The organism is Vibrio sp. 10N.286.45.E10 (assembly GCF_002874195.2).
GTDB lineage: Bacteria > Pseudomonadota > Gammaproteobacteria > Enterobacterales > Vibrionaceae > Vibrio > Vibrio crassostreae.
The window spans coordinates 828,793-852,863 of the sequence record NZ_MCWD02000001.1 but is presented as its reverse complement, the minus strand read 5'-3'; the positions used below and the strand labels follow the sequence as shown (position 1 = coordinate 852,863).

Annotated in this window: 21 protein-coding genes; 6 read left to right on the top strand and 15 right to left on the bottom strand. The window is 44.6% G+C overall.

All coding sequences use genetic code 11. The features are described from left to right. The first annotated feature begins 11 nt into the window (after positions 1–11). Positions 12–1,382, top strand: coding sequence for an adenylosuccinate lyase (gene purB / locus BCU34_RS03770; RefSeq protein ID WP_017057059.1), 1,371 nt, complete (start codon positions 12–14; stop codon positions 1,380–1,382). A gap of 286 nt (positions 1,383–1,668) precedes the next feature. On the opposite strand, the gene htpX is transcribed toward purB, so the two are convergent. Next, entirely contained in the window at positions 1,669–2,532 is an 864-nt protein-coding gene (gene htpX, locus BCU34_RS03765; RefSeq protein ID WP_102480629.1) for a protease HtpX, read from the bottom strand. A 277-nt stretch (positions 2,533–2,809) separates the two neighbouring features. Here htpX and BCU34_RS03760 point away from each other — a divergent pair, with 277 nt between their 5' ends. Continuing rightward, positions 2,810–2,977: a hypothetical protein gene (locus BCU34_RS03760; protein WP_017078977.1), complete on the top strand. Its 168-nt coding sequence runs from the start codon at positions 2,810–2,812 to the stop codon at positions 2,975–2,977. Positions 2,978–3,090: 113 nt separating this feature from the next. Here BCU34_RS03760 and bioD read toward each other — a convergent pair whose 3' ends face one another. The 4 genes from bioD to bioB are packed head-to-tail and all read right to left on the bottom strand — an operon-like array spanning position 3,091 to position 6,777. Next, positions 3,091–3,774 (bottom strand): dethiobiotin synthase, encoded by a 684-nt coding sequence (gene bioD, locus BCU34_RS03755; protein WP_048658306.1) that lies wholly within the window; start codon positions 3,772–3,774, stop codon positions 3,091–3,093. Next, positions 3,771–4,574 carry a malonyl-ACP O-methyltransferase BioC gene (bioC, locus tag BCU34_RS03750; protein ID WP_102431573.1) on the bottom strand — a complete coding sequence of 268 codons (804 nt, stop codon included), beginning with the start codon at positions 4,572–4,574 and terminating at the stop codon, positions 3,771–3,773. The genes bioD and bioC overlap by 4 nt, the downstream gene beginning before the upstream one ends. Next, positions 4,575–5,738, bottom strand: a complete 1,164-nt coding sequence (bioF, locus tag BCU34_RS03745; RefSeq protein WP_102431574.1) for an 8-amino-7-oxononanoate synthase — start codon at positions 5,736–5,738, stop codon at positions 4,575–4,577. Then, entirely contained in the window at positions 5,725–6,777 is a 1,053-nt protein-coding gene (gene bioB / locus BCU34_RS03740; RefSeq protein WP_048609384.1) for a biotin synthase BioB, read from the bottom strand. Before bioB ends, bioF begins: the two co-directional genes overlap by 14 nt. A 162-nt stretch (positions 6,778–6,939) precedes the next feature. Here bioB and bioA point away from each other — a divergent pair, with 162 nt between their 5' ends. After that, positions 6,940–8,217, top strand: a complete 1,278-nt coding sequence (gene bioA, locus BCU34_RS03735; RefSeq protein WP_102431575.1) for an adenosylmethionine--8-amino-7-oxononanoate transaminase — start codon at positions 6,940–6,942, stop codon at positions 8,215–8,217. A gap of 136 nt (positions 8,218–8,353) precedes the next feature. Here the strand turns inward: bioA and BCU34_RS03730 are convergent, their stop codons facing one another. The 6 genes from BCU34_RS03730 to lrp form a co-directional block, all read right to left on the bottom strand. Further along, positions 8,354–8,620 (bottom strand): DksA/TraR family C4-type zinc finger protein, encoded by a 267-nt coding sequence (locus tag BCU34_RS03730; RefSeq protein ID WP_048658302.1) that lies wholly within the window; start codon positions 8,618–8,620, stop codon positions 8,354–8,356. 235 nt (positions 8,621–8,855) lie between these two features. Then, positions 8,856–10,163 carry a serine--tRNA ligase gene (serS, locus tag BCU34_RS03725; protein ID WP_048658298.1) on the bottom strand — a complete coding sequence of 436 codons (1,308 nt, stop codon included), beginning with the start codon at positions 10,161–10,163 and terminating at the stop codon, positions 8,856–8,858. 142 nt (positions 10,164–10,305) lie between these two features. Continuing rightward, positions 10,306–11,661: a replication-associated recombination protein A gene (locus BCU34_RS03720; protein ID WP_276605534.1), complete on the bottom strand. Its 1,356-nt coding sequence runs from the start codon at positions 11,659–11,661 to the stop codon at positions 10,306–10,308. A 64-nt stretch (positions 11,662–11,725) separates the two neighbouring features. After that, positions 11,726–12,322 (bottom strand): outer membrane lipoprotein chaperone LolA, encoded by a 597-nt coding sequence (gene lolA / locus BCU34_RS03715; protein WP_102479105.1) that lies wholly within the window; start codon positions 12,320–12,322, stop codon positions 11,726–11,728. Positions 12,323–12,397: 75 nt separating this feature from the next. Further along, positions 12,398–15,556 (bottom strand): DNA translocase FtsK 4TM domain-containing protein, encoded by a 3,159-nt coding sequence (locus tag BCU34_RS03710; RefSeq protein ID WP_102479106.1) that lies wholly within the window; start codon positions 15,554–15,556, stop codon positions 12,398–12,400. Between the two features lie 163 nt (positions 15,557–15,719). Further along, a complete protein-coding gene (gene lrp / locus BCU34_RS03705) occupies positions 15,720–16,214 on the bottom strand; it encodes a leucine-responsive transcriptional regulator Lrp (protein ID WP_004734558.1) in 495 nt (164 codons plus the stop codon). A 156-nt stretch (positions 16,215–16,370) separates the two neighbouring features. On the opposite strand from lrp, the gene ald reads away from it, so the two are divergent. Further along, positions 16,371–17,495, top strand: coding sequence for an alanine dehydrogenase (gene ald, locus BCU34_RS03700; RefSeq protein ID WP_017060246.1), 1,125 nt, complete (start codon positions 16,371–16,373; stop codon positions 17,493–17,495). A 158-nt stretch (positions 17,496–17,653) separates the two neighbouring features. Here ald and BCU34_RS03695 read toward each other — a convergent pair whose 3' ends face one another. Together BCU34_RS03695 and cysB are read right to left on the bottom strand one after the other, a co-directional pair. Continuing rightward, a complete protein-coding gene (locus BCU34_RS03695; protein ID WP_102432598.1) occupies positions 17,654–18,856 on the bottom strand; it encodes a methyltransferase in 1,203 nt (400 codons plus the stop codon). A gap of 152 nt (positions 18,857–19,008) precedes the next feature. Next, a complete protein-coding gene (cysB, locus tag BCU34_RS03690; RefSeq protein WP_017060244.1) occupies positions 19,009–19,983 on the bottom strand; it encodes an HTH-type transcriptional regulator CysB in 975 nt (324 codons plus the stop codon). A 322-nt stretch (positions 19,984–20,305) separates the two neighbouring features. On the opposite strand from cysB, the gene BCU34_RS03685 reads away from it, so the two are divergent. Both BCU34_RS03685 and miaE read left to right on the top strand, forming a co-directional pair. Continuing rightward, entirely contained in the window at positions 20,306–21,070 is a 765-nt protein-coding gene (locus BCU34_RS03685) for a hypothetical protein (RefSeq protein ID WP_048658294.1), read from the top strand. Between the two features lie 143 nt (positions 21,071–21,213). Then, positions 21,214–21,969: a tRNA isopentenyl-2-thiomethyl-A-37 hydroxylase MiaE gene (gene miaE, locus BCU34_RS03680; protein WP_048658293.1), complete on the top strand. Its 756-nt coding sequence runs from the start codon at positions 21,214–21,216 to the stop codon at positions 21,967–21,969. Positions 21,970–22,073: 104 nt separating this feature from the next. Here the strand turns inward: miaE and pyrF are convergent, their stop codons facing one another. Together pyrF and lapB are read right to left on the bottom strand one after the other, a co-directional pair. After that, positions 22,074–22,769, bottom strand: coding sequence for an orotidine-5'-phosphate decarboxylase (gene pyrF, locus BCU34_RS03675; protein WP_017078954.1), 696 nt, complete (start codon positions 22,767–22,769; stop codon positions 22,074–22,076). 123 nt (positions 22,770–22,892) lie between these two features. Further along, a complete protein-coding gene (gene lapB, locus BCU34_RS03670) occupies positions 22,893–24,068 on the bottom strand; it encodes a lipopolysaccharide assembly protein LapB (protein WP_016769333.1) in 1,176 nt (391 codons plus the stop codon). Positions 24,069–24,071: the final 3 nt, after the last annotated feature.

The following is a 24,071-nucleotide window of genomic DNA, read 5'->3' as shown; positions in this document are numbered from 1 at the left end:
AGGAGAACACCATGGAACTGTCAGCATTGACTGCTGTTTCACCAGTAGACGGCCGTTACGGAAGTAAGACTATTGCATTACGCAGCATCTTTAGTGAGTTTGGACTACTAAAGTACCGCTCTATCGTTGAAATTCGTTGGTTACAAAAGCTTGCAGCTACTGATGCAATCAAGGAAGTACCAGCGTTCAGTGCAGAAGCTAACCAGTTTCTTGATGAACTAGCCGCTAACTTCAGCGAAGAAGACGCTCTGCGTATCAAAGAGATCGAGCGCACGACAAACCACGACGTAAAAGCGGTTGAGTACTTCTTGAAAGAGAAAGTTGCGGGCGTTCCTGAGCTTCACGCAGTTAACGAATTCATTCACTTTGCATGTACTTCTGAAGACATCAACAACACATCTCACGCGCTTATGCTTAAAGAAGCTCGTGACACAGTGATTCTTCCAGAAATTCGTAACGTAATTGATGCTATCAAAGCACTTGCGAACGAGTACCGTGACATTCCTCTTCTTTCTCGTACACACGGTCAGCCAGCTTCTCCTTCTACTATGGGGAAAGAGATGGCTAACGTTGCGTACCGTATGGAACGTCAATACAAGCAAATCGAAAGCGTTGAGATCCTAGCGAAAATCAACGGCGCGGTAGGTAACTACAACGCACACCTTTCTGCATACCCAGAAGTTGAATGGCACCAGTTCTCTGAAGAGTTCATCACTGAATCTCTTGGCGTAACTTGGAACCCGTACACAACTCAAATCGAACCTCACGATTACATCGCTGAGCTATTCGACGCGGTTGCTCGTTTCAACACGATTCTTCTAGACTTCGACCGTGACGTTTGGGGCTACATTGCTCTTGGTCACTTCAAGCAGAAGACTATTGCTGGCGAAATCGGTTCTTCTACAATGCCGCATAAAGTTAACCCAATTGACTTCGAAAACTCTGAAGGCAACCTTGGTCTAGCTAACGCAGTATTTAGCCACCTTGCACAAAAACTTCCAGTTTCTCGCTGGCAACGTGACCTAACTGACTCTACAGTTCTTCGTAACCTAGGTGTTGGTGTTGGCTACGCAATCATTGCATACACTTCAACTCTGAAAGGTATTAGCAAGCTAGAAGTTAACCGTGAAGCACTACTTGCTGAACTAGACAAAAACTGGGAAGTTCTTGCTGAACCAGTACAAACAGTAATGCGTCGTTACGGCATCGAGAAGCCATACGAGAAGCTAAAAGAGCTAACTCGTGGTAAGCGTGTAGATGGAGAAGGCATGCGTGCATTCATCGACGGTCTTGAAATCCCTGCAGACGAGAAAGTTCGCCTGAAAGAGATGACTCCAGCAAACTACATCGGTCAAGCAATCGAGCTAACTGACAAGCTGTAAGATTCGAATCGCAGAATAGACTAAGGCTTCCCATGTGGAAGCCTTTTTATTGCGCGGAATTAAATCTATCGACACAAGAATCGTAAACATAAGAACACCAAGCCTCCTCCAATTGATCTACTCGCCCCCTGCTTATTCAATTTAATCACCTAGCGACAACTACACCTCGTATCTCATACTTCATGTCTCAACACTTGTTATCTTAAGCGCCAAGATCAAAAAAGGCCTCCCGAAGGAAGCCTTTAGATTTTTCTTGTCGACTAGCGATGGCTAATCATATTAGAAATTACATGTTACGTAGAGACGCAATACGCTTATCTAGTGGCGGATGGCTCATTAATAGCTCAGTAAGAGACTTCTTACCGTTAATACCAAACGCCATCATAGAACCTTCTAATTGCGGCTCGTGGCTCACTTTTAGACGCTCTAGCGCTGCAATCATCTTATTTTTACCTACCAAGTGCGCAGCACCTGCATCAGCATGGAACTCACGATGGCGGCTGTACCACATCGTAATGAAGCTCGCTAGGAAACCAAATACCAATTCCAGCACCATAGACACACCGAAGTACACCATCATGTTGCTGCCACCCTCTTCTTCGTTGTCATTCGACGCAACAATGTTGGCGATGAAACGAGATAGGAAGATAACGAACGTGTTCACAACACCCTGCATTAGAGTCATTGTCACCATGTCGCCGTTCGCGATATGGCTAACTTCATGAGCCAATACCGCTTCAGCTTCATCACGCGTCATGTTGTGCAGCAGGCCTGTTGATACTGCGACCAATGAATCGTCACGCTTAGCGCCTGTCGCGAATGCGTTGATGTCTGGCGAGTCGTAGATCGCCACTGTTGGCATACCAATACCAACCTGTTGAGATTGACGGCTTACCGTCTCCATCAACCAATGTTCTGTTTCGTTGCGCGGGCTTTCAATGACCATGCCGCCTACAGAGCGTAGCGCCATTTTCTTTGACATCATTAATGAAATGAATGAGCCGCCAAAACCAAATACCGCAGCCATCACCAATAAGCCTGAGAGGCTACCGGGTTGCATACCTGTGACTGCGTATACAATATTAAGAACAACACTTAGAACCAATACAACCGCTAGGTTGGTTGCAAGGAACAACATTACTCGCTTCATTACTTATCTCCGCATGAAAGCTGTTTTTATAAAACTTATTGTTATAGACAAGGTAGACAGCAATAGATTCCAACCTTGAAGACTTATACTTACTTATACATATAGTCTTAGATTAAGAAAACAAGGTTAAGCATTAAATTGCAACATTTGATTACGAGACCATATCCGAATTAAATCTAGTCTATTAGACCTAAGTCGTATGGTGTCGATATAACAATCCGTTTACAGTGACTTCAGATGATTTATTGGCTAGTCCATGTACAAAAAGGGAAGAATCATGGTTGAAGGTACTAACACTCAAATGGCTATCGATTTACTGTGCTGTCACCTAGGGATTACTGAAGAAGAAGCGAAAAAGCAGATCGGAATCCTAACACCGCAAACTGCACAGACAAAGATCACAGAAACACAGCAAGCTTTAATGGGACTGACAAAAGAACATTAATCCCAAGCTTTCTATTAAAAGACCGGTTGTTTATCAACTTAAGATCTAAAGGCTTAAAATAGCAAAAGGGCTGCAATCGCAGCCCTTTTCTTATTTAGTACATAAGGTGATAATTAAAGCGCAAGCAAAGGCTGCACATCAATGTACTTACCAATGTTCTTAGACTTCGCTTTTGGTACGTAAGGGATTTCACCTAACTTTGGCGCACCTAGCTTATCTTCAAGCATCGCAATAATATCTGCGTAGTGCTCAGTACCCGGATTGATACGGTTTGCGACCCAACCTACTAGGTTTAGGCCATCAGCACGAATCGCTTCTGCCGTTAATAGAGCGTGGCTCAAACAACCAAGCTTAATACCCACAGTAAGTACTACTGGCAACTGCTCTTTTTTAACCCAGCTAGACAAATATTCATCATCTGAAACCGGTACACGCCAGCCACCAGCACCTTCAACTAGAACTATGTCAGAATTTTGCTTATGCTGTTCTAGCTTCGCTGATAATACCGCTTCATCAATTACAACACCGTCATGTTTAGCAGCGATGTGAGGCGATGACGGTAACAATAGCGCATACGGGTTGACGTCTTCGTAAGCAATATCTTGCGTCGCTGCTTCTTGAAGATGCAGAGCATCACTATTACGTAAACCTTCAGGGGATTTCTCACTCCCTGCTGCAACTGGCTTGTAACCAATTGTTGATAGATCTTGTGCGGCCAAAGCTTGAAGAATCGCTTTTGAAACCACAGTTTTTCCCACTTCGGTATCCGTACCTGCAATAAATAATGCATCAATCATAATTGAATAACCCCTAAACAAACTTGATATGTTGCTGGCAAGAAACCTTGATGGTTTTTAAACTCTCGATATTCCCGTTCAACAAGCTGCAACATGCGACGACTTGTTAAACCTTGTGAGCGACCACTTACGTGATTAGCGCCAATACCTTTAAGGTCGCGCATCAGTTCAAACGCAGTGTCGTACCAAACGGTGATGGTGGGCAAGTCTAGTTGATGAGCTGTACAGCTAGATTGCGCTAACGCAATTTTTACCTGATTGATTGTAATAAAATGGTTAACGTGTTGATGTGAGTCAATTTTAGACCACGACTTTTTCAACTCAAACAGTGACCCATCAAGCAAAGTTGAGAAAATAACACGCCCACCAGCGGCAGCAACACGCTTCATTTCTCTCAAAGGCGACGATAAATCGTCACACCATTGCAACGCAAGGCTTGAAAAAACGATGTCAAAAGACCCATCTTCAAACGGTAATTGTTCGGCATCAGCTTGTTGATATAGACAAACACTTGCGCCACAGCGCTGTTCTGCTTTTTGCAGCATTCCATCAGAAAGATCAGCGCATACCACTTCAGCACCGCGTTTCACCATCTGTTCGGAGAAATAGCCAGTCCCACAACCTAAATCGAGCACCTTTAACCCTGAGAGGTCGCTCGGTAACTTATCCAATAGCCGGTGACCAACATCGCGCTGAAACTCAGCGTGTTTATCATAGGTTGTTGCTGCTTTACCGAAAGCTTCGGCAATCGCACTTTTATCTTGGCCTATGTAATCATGCACTACTGCTTCTTGTGACATTTACTGAGCCTCATTATTTAGCTCTATTGCTTTAAGCAACGAGCTGGTTAACTGAAGAATCTGTTTCTGACTGTGGTTAGCCGTTAGCGTGATTCGTAATCGAGCGGTTCCGGCTGGAACGGTTGGCGGCCTTATTGCGGTCACCCAAACTTGGTTTTGCTTTAACTCTTCAGCTATAGATAATGCAGCCTGAGCTTCACCTATCACAAATGGCTTAATTGGAGTCTGAGTATCAACAAAGCCTTTCACGCCATTCAGCTGCTCTGCATAAAGAGCCCCTAACTCGGTTAGCTTCTCGCGACGCCACTCTTGTGTTTGAATCATCTGACACGCATGAGACAAAGCCACTGCTTGTGAAGGTGGCATTGCCGTCGAATACACATGATGACGAGCGAACTGAGTTAAGTAATCACCCACTTCTGATGAACAAAGAATCGCAGCTCCAGAAAGACCAAAGGCTTTACCAAAAGTCACAATTAAGATATCAGGCGTTATTTGTGCCGCGTTACAGCTCCCCGCCCCTTTATCACCTAGTACGCCAATACCGTGGGCATCATCAACCGCTAGCCAACTGTCGTATTGATTGGTCAGGCGAGATATTTGATTGAGAGGAGCTTGGTCGCCGTCCATGCTGAACACGCCTTCCGTCACAACTAAGGATTGTGGAGAACGGCTCAGTAGCGACTCTAGATGTTGCGTATCGTTATGCTTAAAACGTTTCATTGTTGCAGGAGAAAGCATCCCCGCCTCCATCAAAGAAGCGTGGTTAAGTTTGTCTTGCAACAGTGAGTCGTCTTTCTCAAGAAGAGAGAACAACAAGGCTTGATTGGCGCTGAAACCAGAGCTAAAGAGAATGGCACGTTCAAAGCCCAACCATTCACACAGTTGAGCCTCTAAATTTCGATGAGCAGGACTAAAGCCTGTAACCAATGGCGACGCCGCACTTCCAGCTCCATATTGTGAAAGACCCGTTTGCCATGCATCCACCAGTTCAGGATCGTTCGCCAAGCCTAAATAATCATTACTCGAAAAATTGATGAAACTAGAACCTTCGCTATTCAGCAAAGGTCCATTGCTGTTTTCGAGCACCTTGAGTTGGCGAGTCAACCCTTGCTCATGGCGATGAACAAGGGCTTCTTTAATGCGAGCTTTAAACAGTGGCATCGTAGAACATGTCATCTTTAGTTGGACGAGCCGCAACGCGCTCCACCACTTGATCTAACAGTTCGTTTTCTTGAATTTCGTCTGGCTTTTGAGCCACTTCTTGGCTGTTGATACCCAGCTTCTTAAACAACTGCATATCCGTGTCTTCATCAGGGTTTGGCGTCGTCAGTAGCTTACAACCGTAGAAGATAGAGTTCGCACCCGCCATGAAACACATCGCTTGCATCTGTTCGTTCATGTTCTCACGGCCTGCAGATAAGCGAACCGCAGACATAGGCATCATAATACGTGCAATTGCAATCAGCTTGATGAAGTCGAAAGACTCGACATCATCGACGTTTTCCATCGGTGTGCCTTTCACTTTTACAAGCATGTTGATTGGTACACTTTCAGGGTGTACTGGAAGGTTCGCCAGTTCTACAAGAAGGCCTGCGCGGTCATTGGTGCTTTCGCCCATACCGATGATGCCACCAGAACAGATCTTCATTCCGGCATCACGCACGTGAGATAGCGTATCTAAACGATCTTGGTAAGTACGAGTGGTAATAATGCTGCCGTAAAACTCTGGAGACGTATCAAGGTTATGGTTGTAGTAGTCCAAACCTGCGTCGGCTAGCTCACCTGCTTGATCCGGCGTTAACATGCCCAGGGTCATACAGGTTTCTAGACCCATGCCTTTCACACCTTTGATCATGTCAGTTAGGTGAGGCATATCGCGTTCTTTCGGGTTTTTCCATGCAGCGCCCATACAAAAACGAGTTGAGCCCGCATTCTTGGCTTTTTGCGCTGCATCCAAAACACGCTCAACTTCCATTAAGCGTTCTTTGTCGACATCCGTTCGGTAGTGAGCACTTTGAGGGCAGTACTTACAATCTTCAGGACAAGCACCTGTCTTTATCGACAAAAGCGTACTCACCTGCACGTGGTTGTGCTCTTGGTACTGTCTATGAACGACTTGAGCTTCAAACATTAAATCCATAAACGGTTTTTCAAGCAGCGCTGTTACTTCAGCAACTGTCCAGTCATGACGAACTTCCACGTGTCGATCCTTTTTTTTATTTTTTTGATGTTACAACTCTGCGTCTAGAGTTTGCATTTATGCTTGGCTAGTCTACCGACAAGCTTTAGACTGTCAACACATTGATAATATCAAAAGTTTACATCTGGTTATTTTTTAATCACAACAAGAATGGAAGTTACTATGGATCTCGCCTTTGATCGCCAGCATATCTGGCATCCCTACACATCAACGTTAACACCTCTGACCTGCTACCCAGTCACCAATGCAGACGGTGTTTACTTAGAATTAGAAGGCGGAAAACGAATTATTGATGGTATGTCGTCTTGGTGGTCAACTATCCACGGCTACAATCATCCAGAGCTAAATGCCGCTGCTCATAGCCAAATAGATAAGGTTTCACACGTTATGTTTGGTGGTATCACCCACCAGCCTGCCATCGATTTATGTAAGAAGCTTCTCAACCTAGCACCAAGTAATCTTGAACATGTATTCTTGGCCGATTCAGGCTCAGTTGCCGTAGAAGTGAGTCTTAAAATGGCGCTTCAATACTGGCATGCCAAAGGACAACCTCGTTCGAAGTTCCTCACACTCAGAGATGGCTACCACGGTGATACCTTTGCAGCGATGTCAGTGACCGACCCTGACAACTCGATGCACAGCCTCTACAAAGGCTTTTTGCCTGAACATATTTTTGCAGATTCACCGAAAACAGGTTTTTGGGAACAATGGGACGCTAACGACATAAACAGCTTCCGTGAAAAGCTAGCAACACATCATCAAGAAGTCGCAGCCGTGATCTTGGAGCCAATTGTCCAAGGTGCTGGCGGTATGCGCATCTACCACCCTGAGTTACTAAAACAGGTTCGATTGCTGTGTGATGAATTCAACGTATTGCTGATCTTGGATGAGATTGCTACCGGGTTTGGCCGCACAGGCAAACTGTTCGCTTGTGAACATGCCGATGTTCAACCTGATATTTTATGTGTTGGCAAAGCGCTGACTGGTGGCTACATGACCCTTTCAGCAACACTGGCGAGCAAAGAAGTCGCTGATACGGTATGTGGCGGTGAAGCGGGCTGCTTTATGCACGGGCCAACCTTTATGGGGAACCCATTAGCTTGTGCAGTCGGTGCGGCAAGCTTGTCGATCATAGAGCGAGGCGATTGGCAAAATCAGACTCAACAGATCGAACAGCTCTTCTCTGAATTACTGCCACCTTTACGAGAGCATGATCTTGTAAAAGACGTACGCTGGCTAGGAGCGATTGGCGTTGTTGAAACACACACACCTGTCGATATGGAAACCATTCAAGCTCATTTTGTTGAGCAAGGTGTTTGGATTCGTCCGTTCGGAAGGTTAATTTATATGATGCCTCCGTTTATTAGCGAACCACAACATATTGAGCAATTGGTCGCTGCTATCGACACTGCATTACAAAATGCTCATTGCTTTAAATAGTAATTAAATAATGCGTTTATTGTTCTGAACAAGAGCGATGATTATTTCTATATATCTTCAATAATAAATCACTTAATTAAACTTAAAGGCCTTACATAAAAGTAAGGCCTTAACTGTTTTGAAGGTAACCGTCAGTTTAACGTAATTGGCTATCTTTACTTGCTCGACGGTTAAACAATGAATGTCGATGTGCGTCATGCTCTAATATTGACTGACATTCGATACACAAACGAACGCCTTTGATCGCGAGTCGTCTTTGTTCCGGTATCTCATCACCACACTCATCACAATAACGCAAACTCTCACCACCTCGAAGGTTTCCTCTTACACGAGAGATCTCATCATCAATGGTATTTTGTATTTGCTGGCTGACACTATCGTCTCCAGCCCATCCTACGGCCATAAGCCCTCCTCTGTACATAAACGAGAAAATCTTTACCTACCGCGGTAAGAGGACATTATAGCCACATTACAATTAAGTAATAATATGCAAAAATAATAAAACACTATTACTTTTTCGTAATAATATTTAGGTAAAAGTAGTCAAAGAACGCACCAATATATTTTTCAGATGATAAAAAACCCAGCCAATAGGCTGGGTTTTCAATAATTTGTGAACTCACTAAATCGTCGAACGATTAACCGATGTGCGTTACGCCGCCCATGTATGGTTGAAGTACTGCTGGGATAGCAATACGGCCGTCAGCTTCTTGGTTATTCTCAAGAATCGCAACCATAGTACGACCAACAGCAAGACCAGAACCGTTTAGTGTGTGTACAAGCTCAGGTTTCTTCTCGCCTTTACGACGGAAACGAGCTTGCATACGACGAGCTTGGAAATCCCACATGTTTGAGCAAGAAGAAATCTCACGGTAAGTCTCTTGTGCTGGAACCCATACTTCTAAGTCGTAAGTTTTCGCAGAACCGAAGCCCATATCACCCGTACATAGAATTACTTTACGGTAAGGAAGCTCTAGAAGTTGAAGTACTTTTTCAGCATGACCAGTTAGCTCTTCAAGCGCTGCCATTGAGTCTTCTGGCTTAGTGATTTGTACTAATTCAACTTTGTCGAATTGGTGCATACGGATAAGACCACGAGTGTCACGACCGTAAGAACCCGCTTCAGAACGGAAACATGGCGTGTGAGCTGTCATCTTAAGTGGCAGTTCAGCTTCATCAGTAATCGTGTCACGAACCATGTTCGTTACCGGTACTTCCGCAGTAGGGATAAGCGATAGAGTCTTAAGAGGTACGTCACTTACTTGCTCAGTTAGCGGGCTTGTATGGAACAAGTCTTCGCCGAACTTCGGAAGTTGACCAGTACCGTAAAGGCTATCGTGGTTCACTAGGTACGGTACGTACATTTCTGTGTAGCCGTGCTCATCAGTGTGAAGGTCCAGCATGAACTGAGCAATAGCACGGTGTAGGCGTGCGAATTTGCCTTTCATCACGATGAAACGAGAACCAGAGATTTTAACTGCGCTAGCAAAATCAAGACCGCCAGACATTTCGCCAAGATCTACATGATCTTTCACTTCAAAGTCGTAAGCCTTAGGTTGACCCCAACGAGAAACTTCTACGTTGTCGTCTTCATCTTTACCATCTGGCACTTCTGCATCAGGTAGGTTAGGAATAGACATTGTGATCGTTTCTAGCTCAGATTGAAGATCAGCCAATGCTACTTTAGCTTGGTCTAGTTCTGCGCCTAGATTGCCTACTTCAGCAAGGATACGCTCAGCTTCTTCATGGTCGCCTTTTGCTTTCGCTTGACCAATGGACTTCGATCGAGAGTTACGTAACGCTTGTAGCTCTTCAGTTTTCATCTGAAGGGACTTACGTTTTTCTTCAAGTTCACGAATTGTCTCTACATCAAGGGTGAAGCCTCGACGTGCTAATTTTGCCGCTGTTTCATCCAGCTCAGCTCGAAGTAATTTAGAATCCAGCATTGCTAATCCTATGCTTTAGTTATTTGAATATTCAGTAGTTTGCTACTGAATCACTGCTAAACCCCTAAAACTGGTGCTATTTCGACCAATTTCTAACGATTTAATTGAATTTTTATGACTAGGTAACGATATCCAAAAAAGACTACTTTTCATAGCGTTTTTGTGGGCTTTTTGCGTCCAAATCCGCCAGATAATCTAGCTTCTCGCCAATTTTGGTCTCTAAGCCTCGTTTTGTTGGGAAATAGTATTGCTTCTCTCCCATTTCAGGAGGCAGATACTTTTCCCCAGCCGCGTAGGCTCCAGGTTCGTCATGAGCATAACGGTATTCTTGCCCGTAGCCCATGTCCTTCATCAAAGTTGTGGGTGCATTCCGTAAATGATGAGGGACTTCATATTCAGGCAGATTGTGCGCGTCTGTTAACGCTTGCTTCCAAGCTGTATAAACGGCGTTACTCTTTGGTGCACACGCGAGATAAACAACCGCCTGTGCAATCGCACGCTCCCCTTCAGCAGGGCCAATACGTGTAAAACAATCCCAAGCCGACATCGCGACTTGCATTGCGCGAGGGTCAGCATTGCCAATATCTTCAGAAGCAATCGCCAGCAAGCGTCTAACGATATACAGAGGATCGCAACCTGCCGCAATCATGCGTGCCGACCAATATAAAGCCGCATCCGGGTTTGAACCACGAATTGACTTATGAACTGCAGATATTAGGTCATACCAAATATCGCCTTTATTATCAAAACGAGCGACTTTCTCACCGGCCACTTCAGCCAACAGCTGCAAGGTTATCGATTTCTCACCTTTATCGTTGTCTTCTGCCATGTCATACAGCAGTTCAAGATAATTAAGCGACATACGCGCGTCGCCGTTAACCAGTTCTGCAAGGCGATCTAAAACATTATCAGCAAAATCAGCAGGCACATCACCTAACCCACGTTGCTTATCTTCAATCGCTTGGCGGATGACGAGGGAAATATCCTCGGTATTGAGAGAAGTCAGTTTGTAGACACGCGCACGTGACAACAAAGCGTTGTTCAACTCAAAAGAAGGGTTTTCTGTCGTCGCACCAATAAAGGTCACGGTACCATCTTCGATATGAGGCAGAAAAGCATCCTGCTGACTTTTGTTAAAGCGATGGACTTCGTCCACAAACAGGATGGTTCTGCGCCCTGCTTGCTTGTTCTCACGCGCTTTTTCAATCGCAATACGAATGTCTTTTACGCCCGAAGTTACCGCCGATACGCGTTCAACTTCTGCATTCGCATAGTTTGCCGCTACTTCGGCTAACGTCGTTTTACCGGTGCCCGGAGGCCCCCACAAAATCATCGAGTGGATATGACCCGCTTCCAATGCTCTGCGAAGTGGTTTACCTGGGCCTAATATATGCTGCTGACCGATATACTGTTCGACAGTTTCCGGTCTCATACGAGCAGCAAGGGGACGAAAATCTTCGTCCCCCGCAAAATCTAAGCTGTAATTACTCAATTGCAATCTCTTGATTCGTTGATGGCATTAATGCCTATCGACGTACTACCAAACGATCTGCTTCTTTAGATCAGTTTCTTTGGTCGTCGACCTCGACACCTTCCGGCGCCACAAAAGTAAAACGGTCTGCTGCAGGTTTACCCAAGTCAACATTGCTAAAGGTAAACTCACCTTTTTGACCGTCTTGTTCAATCACATTAAAGCCCTGAACAATGCCTTTCTCGGTGATATTAATCTGGAAGTCACCCTGATTAGAGTCCGCTGCCGTTGGTGTTAGTGTAAATTGGTTACCTGTTTGCGCGACGTTGTAGTTATCCCAATCGCTTTCTTGGTTACGTGTAAGCAAAAAAAAAGGTGTTTGCGATGTCGCTTGCTCTTGCCAATAAATACTCACTTGCTCAATGAACGGGCTGTAGTACCACAAGCTTTGGCCATTAGATACCAATAGGTTTTCATCAGGGAAAGTGGTTTCCCAGCGGAATAAGCTAGGGCGAGCAATCTCTACCGTGCCCTCGCCTTCCATGACAACATCACCATCAGGGCTGGTCACGACTTGTTTAAAGTCAGCACTAAAGCCTGCGTTCAATGCCAAACGGCTACTCAACTCTTCTTTCGGAGAAGCAAGCACTGAGAAGCTCATAAATAAAAGTGCGAATACTTTTTTCATCAATAATCCTGTTAGAACATAAGTCGGTCATATTTTCGATTTGACCGACTTAATGGGTATGAGTTCCTAGTGGAACTAATCTTTTGGTGGAGCTGGTGCCAAGACTTCTCGGTTACCGTTATGGCCTGGAGCACTTACGATACCTTGAGCTTCAAGTTGCTCGACAATACGTGCAGCACGGTTGTAACCAATCTTGAATCGACGCTGTACGCCTGAAACTGAGCCACGACGTGAATGAACAACGTGTTCTACCACTTGATCAAACAGAGGATCGACCTCTTCATCACCTTCCATCTTCTCACCCGGAAGCAAGGTTTCTGGGGTTTGTTCGCCGTTAGTGATCTCATCAATATAGTTTGGCTTACCACGCGCTTTCCAGTTATTCACAACTGCGTGTACATCATCATCAGATGCAAAGGCACCGTGAACACGAGTTGTATGACTAGAGCCCGGTGGCAAGTAAAGCATATCACCCATGCCCAATAGTGATTCCGCACCACCTTGGTCAAGGATAGTTCTTGAATCCGTTTTGGTTGATACCGTAAAGGCCACACGGGTTGGAATGTTCGCTTTGATAAGGCCGGTAATAACATCCACCGAAGGACGTTGCGTCGCTAGGATCAAGTGAACACCCGCCGCACGTGCTTTTTGTGCCAAACGCGCGATCAGCTCTTCAACCTTCTTACCGACCACCATGATTAGGTCGGCAAATTCATCAACGATAACCACAATGTAAGGCAGCTTCTCAAGCAATGGGGCTTCAGGGTCCATGCTGTCGCCCGGCTTCCACAGTGGATCGTGAATTGGGTGACCCGCTTCCGCAGCCATCTTAAGCTTATCGTTGTAACCTTTAATGTTACGAACGCCTAACGCTGACATCAGCTTATAACGGCGTTCCATCTCGCCAACACACCAACGAAGGGCGTTCGACGCATCTTTCATGTCGGTTACCACTTCAGACAATAGATGAGGGATACCTTCGTAAACCGATAACTCAAGCATTTTCGGGTCGATCATGATGAATCGAACATCTTCCGGTGATGCTTTGTAAAGCATACTCAGAATCATTACGTTCACACCTACCGACTTACCAGAACCGGTTGTACCAGCAACCAGAACGTGAGGCATTTTCGATAGATCAGCAATGACGGCTTCACCTGCGATGTCTTGTCCTAGAACCACTGTCGTCGGCGATTTCGCTTCTTGGAACTGAGGGCTAGCAACCACATCTGAGAAGAATACCGTTTGACGACTCATGTTCGGCAGCTCTAAGCCAACATAAGGTTTACCCGGAATCACCTCGACAACACGTACAGCCAATGCAGAGAGCGAACGCGCCAAGTCCATAGAAAGGCCAGAAATACGGCTCACTTTCACGCCTGGAGCAAGATCCAGCTCGAATCGAGTGATTACTGGACCTGGGAAAATATCAACCACATCGGCTTTGATCTTGTAGTCCGCTAGCTTAGATTCCACAAGACGAGCAATTGCCTCTAGTGCGTCACGGTCAATAAAGGTTTCACGCTTTTCAGGGTGGAATAACAATTCAAGTGTTGGTAATGGCTCAGCAGGCTTCGGTAAATTAACATCTTGTTGAACCAAGAACGGGTTCTGCGCCGCAGCCATATTCGCTTGGGCTTCAGAAACAATGCTTTGGAATGCGGCGACATCCTGATCTTGATGCGAAGGCTCTTCTTCCGTAACTTCTTCCCAAGGAAGATCAACAGCTGACTCTTGGCTTTGTGCTGTTGGCTGTTCAGGCTCTGAATGTTCTTCTTGATAAGAGAAAGGTTCAAATTGCTCATCAGCTAATTCTGCATCAGCTTGCTCGGTTTCAGTCTGCTGAGCTTCAGGAGCGAAAGTCTGTTCGTCAGCCTGCTCTTCCGTTACATCAAATGGTGAAGCTTGTGCAGAGAAATCGTCTTCCACAGTTGCTTCTGGCTCACCCATTGGTGAAGCGTATAGAGATTCTGGCTGAACATCTTCAACATCGAATTCATTCGTTACTTCTGGCGAGCTATTGACCTCTGGTTCTGCACTTTCAAGAGCCGTATCAGTAGAGGTAACGTCTTGTTGCTCATTCTGCATGTATTGCTGATACGCGATTTGAGATTCATGCGCATCAACCTGCTCTTGCTCCGCAAGGTCATCTTCATACATAGCGGCGTTTTCTAGCTGCTCGATAGTGGCATTAAGCTGCTTAGAACGCTCCACACCTTCTTCTAAAGGCTCCTCTGGCGCTTGGTAAACAGGTGCTACAGGGATCGACTCAGGTGCAACTTGAGGTTGGCGCTGAACCTGAGGTTCTTCTTGTTCTGAAGCTTCTTGCTTCGCTGGCGCCTCAACAGGCATGTGAATATTGTAATGGCGCTTCGGTGTCGCAGCGCTCTCTAGCGCACTTGCAGCCGCATCTGACGAATCATTGGTCGCAGAAAAGCTCATTGCAGGATCTAGTGGATCATGCTCTGTTGATTCTTTGTTATCTTCTAAAGCAGGAACATCACGGTAACTCGGCTCTTGATGACGTTCTTCGATTAAATCGCGGTCTGCTGTTTCTCTTAGCTGAGGCTCTAGTAGCTCTTGATCTTGGCCACGAGCCTTATTAACAGCAGACGTGAAGAATTGGATGGCACATTCACCTAACCATTCCACAATGCTTAACCAAGAAATACCAGTTAATAGAGTAAAACCAGCACCCCATAAGAAAAGAAGAACCAGCGTACTACCAAGAACATTCAACGTCGGAAGTGCAAGGCTTGTTAAGACGTCACCCACGACTCCACCTGATGAAAAGTACCAGATGTCGTCAAAGTTAATATCCGCTAGACCACAACTAGTAAGGATTAGGATAGTCAGGCCAAGTAAGCGAGTGCCCCACAGCATGAAGTCGATCTGCTCGTCTTCATTACGTTTGCGGAATAATACCCACGCAGCAACCGTCACCAAGATAGGCAAAGGGTAAGCCAAAGAACCAAATATGAAGAAAAGTGTATCCGCCAACCAAGCACCTAGATAACCACCCGCATTTTGAATGTCACCACCCCACGCCGTTTGCGACCATGATGGGTCAGCTGGACTAAAAGTTAATAACGCAACGGCAAGTAGAATAGAGAAGAGAACACCGAGAATCAGGCTGCACTCTTTGAGACGTTGAGAACCACTCAAACGAGGAGACTGAGGCTCTTCACTCGTTTTAATGATTGTTTCTACTTTATTACTGCTCTGCTTGAACATAAACCAACTTAATAATTAAACGGGATAAAAACATCTCGAGCGGCAAAAGCCGCTCGTTTCAATGAAACTACTGTTGATTTAACCATATCAAACAGAAAAACCCAATTCCAGAAAGCAAGAAAGCGGAACAAATGTCCGCTTTCTTTCATTTCACCAATTGTGACTAACGAGTTTTAATCACAAGTTGATTAGTTTGTTTCACTTCTTCCATTACAACGTAAGTTCGAGTGTCGTTTACGCCCGGTAGACGAAGTAACGTATCACCCAGTAGCTTACGGTAAGCACCCATATCAGATACACGTGTTTTTAGAAGATAGTCAAAATCACCCGACACTAAATGACACTCTTGGATGTCATCCAGTTTCTGCACAGCGGTGTTGAATTGTTCGAACACATCTGGCGCACCACGGTTCAACGTAATTTCAACAAACACTAAAAGTGAAGCATCAAGGTACTGTGGGTTCAGCAATGCTGTGTACCCAGTAATGTAACCTTGACGTTCTAAACGACGAACACGTTCAAGACATGGAGTTGGAGAAAGTCCTACTCGTTTTGAGAGTTCAACGTTTGAGATACGACCGTCTTTTTGCAACTCATTAAGAATGTTGCGGTCAATACGATCTAGTTCCTTGGACGGCTTCTTATAATTGTCTGCCATTTTTTATTCCACCTTATTACTTCCTTGCAAAAAAATATACTACAACTTTTTAATATTCAGTATCAAATTTTATCTGAACCTATCTATACTAGATATTAATTCGACAGAATTACCCTACACATAGATAAAACAACCAAAATAAAATGAGGAGTCAGGATGATCATTGGCGTACCTAAGGAAATCAAGAACCACGAATACCGCGTTGGTATGACCCCAGCTAGCGTGAGAGAACTAATCTCACACGGCCACCAAGTTTTTGTAGAAACCAATGCCGGTACTGGTATCGGTTTTTCAGACGATGATTACATCGCTGTAGGCGCATCCATTCTTCCTACTGCTGCTGACGTTTTCGCGAAAGCAGAGATGATTGTAAAGGTTAAAGAACCTCAAGCTGTCGAGCGAGCTATGCTTCGCGAAGGGCAAATATTATTTACCTATTTACACCTTGCACCAGATTTTCCACAAACTGAAGAGCTTATCAAGAGCAAAGCTGTCTGCGTAGCCTATGAGACTGTAACAGATAATATGGGTCGCTTGCCACTATTAGCACCAATGTCTGAAGTAGCTGGTCGCATGTCTATTCAAGCAGGTGCACAAACATTAGAGAAATCTAACGGTGGTTGTGGTCTTCTTCTTGGTGGCGTTCCAGGTGTTGAACCAGCAAAAGTTGTTGTTGTTGGTGGCGGTGTTGTAGGTGCTAACGCAGCACGTATGGCTGTTGGCCTTCGCGCTGATGTTACAATCCTTGACCGTAACGTAGATACACTTCGTCGTCTTGATGAAGAATTCCAAGGTCGCGCAAAAGTGGTTTATTCTACTGAAGACGCTATCGAGAAGCATGTTCTAGAAGCAGACCTAGTGATTGGTGCAGTACTAATCCCTGGTGCAGCAGCGCCTAAACTGGTTACAAAAGAGCACATCGCTAAGATGAAGCCAGGTTCAGCAGTTGTTGATGTTGCAATCGACCAAGGCGGTTGTTTCGAGACTTCTCACGCAACCACTCACGCAGACCCAACTTACATCGTTGATGACGTAGTTCACTACTGTGTTGCAAACATGCCAGGTGCTGTAGCGCGTACTTCAACTTACGCACTAAACAATGCAACACTTCCTTACATTGTTAAGCTAGCGAACAAAGGCTACCGCGAAGCACTTCTATCTGATGAAGGCTTCCTAGAAGGTCTAAACGTCATTCACGGTAAAGTAACTTGTAAAGAAGTTGCAGAAAGCTTTGACCTTGAATACGTAGATCCAGCAGAAGCTATCGCAATGTTTAACTAATGATGTAGTAACTAACTGAGCGTCAAATTTTCTCGTTGAAGCGTTCAGTTAATCCACACATTAAAAAGCCAGTCCGATTTTGTCGAACTGGCTTTTTTGTCTCTATAACACTATCGTTCGAAAGCTATGATTAGCACGCTTTCTAATAACCGCATCGTTTATCTATCGCTCTTAACACCATGAACCAACAGATTTCGAGGTGTGACACTACGTTCACAAAACTCTTCGATGGTGGCTTCGTAGCCTTGTTCTTTTAAATAAATCGCGCGATCCAACGCTAGCCATATCTCTAATGGTCGTCTAAAGACTTGCTGAACCAGGCTTAGTTTTTCCATCTCCCAGAAAAGTTGCTCCCCTTGAACAAGATAAGACTCAAAATCGGTATCCAAACGAATTGGGAGCTCTTTAATCTCTGAAGCCCATAAACAAAAAGCTTTAAAGCCCGCAGACAATTCTGATTTTTTGATGCTCGGCACGGGAATGTATTCATCAATCCCCATTTCAGCCTTGAGTAACTGACTGAAGCCTAGGCGATAACTCATCTCCAATTGGCGATGTCGCTTTACCCTTTCGCCACCAGTAACGGTTTCTTGGAGTGGAATTCGTAAATCACTCTTGCTCAATGTTAAAGCCGAGGCTTGTGCCACTGATGACATCGCTTTGTAGTTGTCGTCACGAATAAGGTGATAACAACAAGGGGATATAGTCACAGCAGGAAGCCCATGCGACACGGACTTTTTAACTAACTCAACATGGAGATCACCACAGGCATGCAGTGCTACCGCATGTTGATTGGAATTAAACACCTCATCAACACTCTCAGAAAAGGCATCACCTTGAACAAACGTCATTTCTAAACGTTGTGCATCTGCAATCTTTTGGCCGCTTTCGCACAGCGATTGTTGCCACTCGAAGCTGGTCACTTTTTGCTTCGATTGTTGAGATAAGATTCGACCAAGGAAGCCTTTACCAGAACACCACTCCAGCCACTCTTTACCATGGTGGTGATCAAGTACCGCCTCTCCCATCGACACGATTTGTTGCAACTTTCTACCTGGAATACCATCGGCAGTACCACGAGGGAGGTGGAGCCCTACCAAAGCTGTATTATCAAACTGAATATTTTGATTCGCGAGCTCTAAATCAGGAAGGAAACGAATCAGTTCCTCGGCCAACAGCTCAGGGTTTTCTTTTAAAGTTTGAATGCTTTCAATGCTTAAGTCTTCTAACCAGTCAACAAGTGGACGATTGGCCTCTTGCCATGGTTGCTGTTGAGTTTGGCATAGGTGAAAAGGCTCTGAACGCCAATAAACTTGGTGCTCTAACAAAAATGAGTCGAGAATTGTAAATCGTGAATGCATGATTCCCCCTATGGTGCGTGGATTGTAGGGGTAAGAGCTTCAAATGGAAAGGTTCGAGACAAAGAGAACTAAAAAACGCACGCCCAATAAAGCCGAAAACAAAACGGCCTGTAAATACAGGCCGAATAAGAGTCTAGCTTTAAATGAAGAGATTAACGAACAGGTAGTTCGATATCTTTAAACATCTCTTCGATCTCTTCATTAGACTTCAAAGAAATGGCTTGCTCAACTACTGGGCGAGTTAGGTGCGGCGCAAAACGCTCCATAAAATCAAACATGTAAGAACGCAGGAATGTGCCTTTTCTAAAGCCAATGCTTGTGGTGCTAGCACCAAATAGGTGACTCGCATCAATTGCAACCAAATCGGTATCTTGCTCGTGGTCAATCGCCATACTTGCGATGACACCCACACCAATGCCCATGCGAACATACGTTTTGATGACGTCCGCATCGGTCGCGGTAAACACAACACGCGGTGTTAGACCAACTTTATTGAACGCAGTATCAAGCTCAGAACGACCAGTGAAACCAAATACGTAGGTCACTAGAGAATAAGCCGCAAGATCTTCGATCGTTATATTTCGCTTCTGTGCCAGAGGGTGATCTTTGGTCACAACGATTGAACGGTTCCAGTGGTAACACGGCAGCATGATCGCATCTTGATAAAGGTGCAGCGCTTCTGTTGCAATCGCAAAGTTCGCTGTACCCTTCGCTACCGCTTCTGACATCTGGCTTGGTGTGCCTTGGTGCATGTGAAGCGATACTTTTGGATAACGCGCAGTGAAACCTTTAATCACATCAGGCAGAGCATAACGAGCTTGGGTATGAGTGGTTGAAATATTCAATGTACCCATCTCAGGGTGAGTGTGTTCACCCGCTACGGCTTTAATGCTCTCAACACGAGCCAAAATCTCTTGAGAGATGCGAATGATATCCTCACCGGCTTGGGTAACCTGTGTTAAATGCTTACCGCTACGCTCAAAAATCTGAATGCCTAGCTCGTCTTCAAGTAATCTAACTTGCTTACTAATGCCTGGCTGAGATGTGTACAAACTCTCTGCTGTAGCTGAAACATTTAGGTTATGGTTTACAACCTCAACAATGTACTTCAGTTGCTGTAACTTCATATCTAACCTCGTAATCCTTTACTCATTTCTGTGCTAACTTATTTGCAAAGAGAGCGTTATAGTCTCGTGTAATATAATTAATAGTTATAACGCTTCAAACACAAAAATGACAGAAAAATTGAGTTTTTCTAGCTTAACAAACAAAAACATCACTAACGCTTTGCAACCCAACCCTCATTCTCATACATTAGTGGGTAAGTTTTGATTGCCGATTTCGCTCAACAAGAGATAATCAGAAATTGCAATTTACGAGTGCCGATACACAATGGAATCGTGTATCCTCTCAGGTTAGCTATAGAAAATAATAAGCAGACTCAAATATATGAATATTGGTTTAATAATCGCCTTAGTAGCCGTTCTTTTGGTGTTAGTTTTAGGCTACAACATCATGCTTCAATATAAAGTTAAGGTAGAAACAGCGAAGAAACAGGAAGCTTCTCGTTATCTAACCATTATTGACGGTACAGAAGAACTGATTGGCAACGCTCATCACATGCCGTTTAGCCAAGATCTTCTTGTGTGCTTAAACAATCGGATTCTTGATGCATTAGAAAACATGTATCAACTCGATCCAAAAAATAAGCAGCTTGCCCAACGCATTGAAAGCGTAAAACAACAGATCACTCAGCTCAAAGAGAACTACAAAGGTGGTGAGAGCACAGTTTTCCGCGTACCAAGTAGTGACAAGCAAGCAATCATGATGCTAAAGCTCGTTAAGCGCCTACGTGATACAGTCCGCAACGAACACAATAAGGGTCGCTTCGAGACTCAAGCTTATGTGGTTGAAAACGCTCGTCTAGAGACAATTCAAATTCGTATCAACATTGAAAACGTTATCAAACGTGCAAACGACTCGATTTCTCGTGGGCAACCGGGAACAGCAATTCAGTTACTGCGTAAAGGTATCGATGCGCTAGCAACCAAAAATGATTCGTACTCTAATCAAGCAAAAGAAAAGCTACAGCAGATGCTCGACGAGCTTGATCAAAAACGCCAAGATAAGAACGCTCAAGATTTACAACAGATCGAATCTAAAGAGCGAGAAGACGATATGGATGCCCTCTTCGGTCAAAAGAAAAAATGGTAACAGTCTAACTCAACAATTAAAGGCCGCCTTATTTACATTAAATAGGCGGCCTTTTTTATAGCTGTTGAATTTCCTTTCTCTGTATAGGGAGATCTCTTGAGCTGTGATAAAATCCCCGCATTATCAACAAACTTTCCCTGACCATGTATCAAGAACTACTCGCTCCAATCCACTCTTTTCTGAAAGCAGAAACGCCAGATTCATGGATAGATGAAGCCAAAAAGCCTGAAAATCTGCACATCATTCTACGCGATCACATGCTGTGTGAACTTAAAGCAGCACAGAGTGCCTTGTTCCTTATCCGCAAGTACGCAGTTGATAAAGAAAGTGCGAAACAACTGAATGAATGGATTTTGCCATACGAGCAATTTGCTTACCGTCGTATCGGAGACTTAGAGTCTCTGCGTGGTAAAAGCAACGTATCCAAGCAAATCACAGCGAAAGAAGGCTGTAATTACGGTGCTGATCTGATCGATAAGATGGTACTGCTGATCAAAGAAGAGCTGCATCACTTCTACCAAGTCATGGAGTTGATGGAGAAGAAAGGCGTAACTTACCAGCCAATCGAGGCGGGTCGTTATGCTAAAGGCTTGATCAAACAAGTTAAGACTTACGAGCCTGATGCTCTGGTTGATAAGCTTATCATCGGCGCGTTTATTGAAGCTCGCTCTTGTGAACGATTCGCTAAATTGGCTCCTTTCTTGGAAGAAGACATGGAGAAATTTTACGTGTCTCTACTTCGCTCAGAAGCTCGCCACTACCAAGATTACCTTGAGCTAGCAGAACAGATCGCAGGTAAAGATATTTCAGAGCGTATTGCTCATTTTGCGCAAGTAGAAGCGGAACTTATCACTTCAGAAGACAGTGACTTCAAATTCCATAGTGGTGCTCCAGTTTAAACTCTGTGCAGAGAATTCATTCCAGTTTAGACTAATCCGGACAAGACAATTAAGGCCAGCAATATGCTGGCCTTTGTTATTTATATCTCGAGCTAAATATAAACTTAAGCTAGCGTACCGTTGATCTCTGCAAGTACAGCAGCTGGGTCAATAGCTTGAGTAATAGGACGACCAATAACAAGGTAGTCTGACCCCGATTCAATCGCTTTAGAAGGGGTCATGATACGCTTCTGGTCACCAACATCAGCGCCTACAGGACGAATACCTGGAGTCACTAGTTTGAACTCCTGACCAAGTGCGCCTTTAAGCAAAGAAGCCTCTTGTGCAGAGCATACAACACCGTCTAAGCCAGAGTTCTTCGTTAGAGAAGCTAAGCGCATCACTTGCTGCTGTGGTTCAAGATCCAAGCCAATACCCGCTAAGTCAGATTGCTCCATACTGGTTAGGACAGTTACGCCGATTAGCAACGGGCGATCTTTACCATACGGTTCTAAGATTTCGCGAGAAGCCGTCATCATGCGCTCACCGCCACTTGCGTGTACGTTCACCATCCATACACCTAGTTCAGCGGCAGCGCGGACTGCCTTTGAACATGTGTTCGGGATATCGTGAAACTTAAGGTCTAAAAATACTGAGAAACCACGCTTATGCAATTCACGAACAAATTCAGGGCCAAACAGAGTAAACATCTCTTTGCCCACTTTTAGGCGGCAAGATGCTGGATCAATACGATCAACAAAGGCTAACGCATCCGCTTGGTTGTCATAATCCAAAGCTACAATGATTTTTTGGTCGTTCATTTCATCTCCTAACGCAGTTAACTTTCTAAAAATTTCAATCACCAAATCAGGTGATAAATAACAGTCATAAAAATGCAGCCCGAAAGCTGCAATTAATAATTTGGTCTTAAAATGACCACAAATCTATTCACCATCAAGCCCACGAATAGGCTTGATCGTTCCCCACCCCTTACATGAAGGGCAGTGCCAATACATTGAATGTGTTGAGAAACCACACTGACGACAGCGATAATGGGGCTTAACCTTAAGTTGTTCACCAACCATAGACTGAAGTGTGGTTAAGCTGTCTTTCGCTCGACCTTCTTCAGCTTCCGCTAGGTGGTAATCAATTAATCGATAAAAACCTTTCATGGTTGGGTTTTTAACAAGCTGCTTGGTCAGTAGCTCTTGCGCAGAGCCTACATCTTCATGGTGAGCAACCAATTGCGCCAGCATCAGTTCGGCAGATACACCGGCTTTCTTCTGTATACACGCTTTCAGGAACTCGACCAGTTGAGCTTCTTGTCCAAGTTTGTGGTAACACTCAGCAAGAGTTGGCAACACCTCACTGATAAAATCGATATCTTGTTCGAGTACCGACTCCAGACAATCAATTGTCTTTTGGTAATCTTCATTCGCTAAGTGGAACTTACCTAAAGCAATACTTGCACGAACACATTTAGGATCTTCAGAAAGCGCCTTCTTGAAGTGCTGAAGTGCTTTAGAGCGATTGCCATCAGCTTGCTCCTGCATCGCAAGTTCACACCAAAAATGCGCTACTGTCGCACGCATTTTCATTTTCTTCTTACCAAGCTTAACGAGGATATTTCCGTAATGGATAGCCTTATTCCACTCTCGAGTTTGCTGATAAATAGCAACTAACTGCTGCAAAGCGCCCTCTTTGTGGTCGGGTTCTTCTACAAGCTGTTCAAAGATTTTTTCGGCGCGATCAAGAAAACCAGAGACCATGTAGTCTTTAGCTAATTGTTGCAGTGCGAGATTTTTCTGGTCGAGAGTAAGCCCCGAACGAGAGATAAGATTTTGGTGAATTCGAATAGCGCGGTCGACTTCGCCTCTTGAGCGGAACAAGTTGCCCAAGGCTAAGTGAGTGTCGATGGTCTCATTGTCTACTTGAAGTAGCTCAATAAAATGATCAACCGCTTTGTCAGATTGGTCTGACAGTAATAGGTTCAAACCCGTCACGTATTGACGGGAGATCTGGTGTGATTGTTTTTGTTTTTCTTGCTGAGCATTACGATTACCCATATACCAACCATAAGCGGCTGCGATAGGCAAAAGTAAGAACAGTAACTCTAACATCAA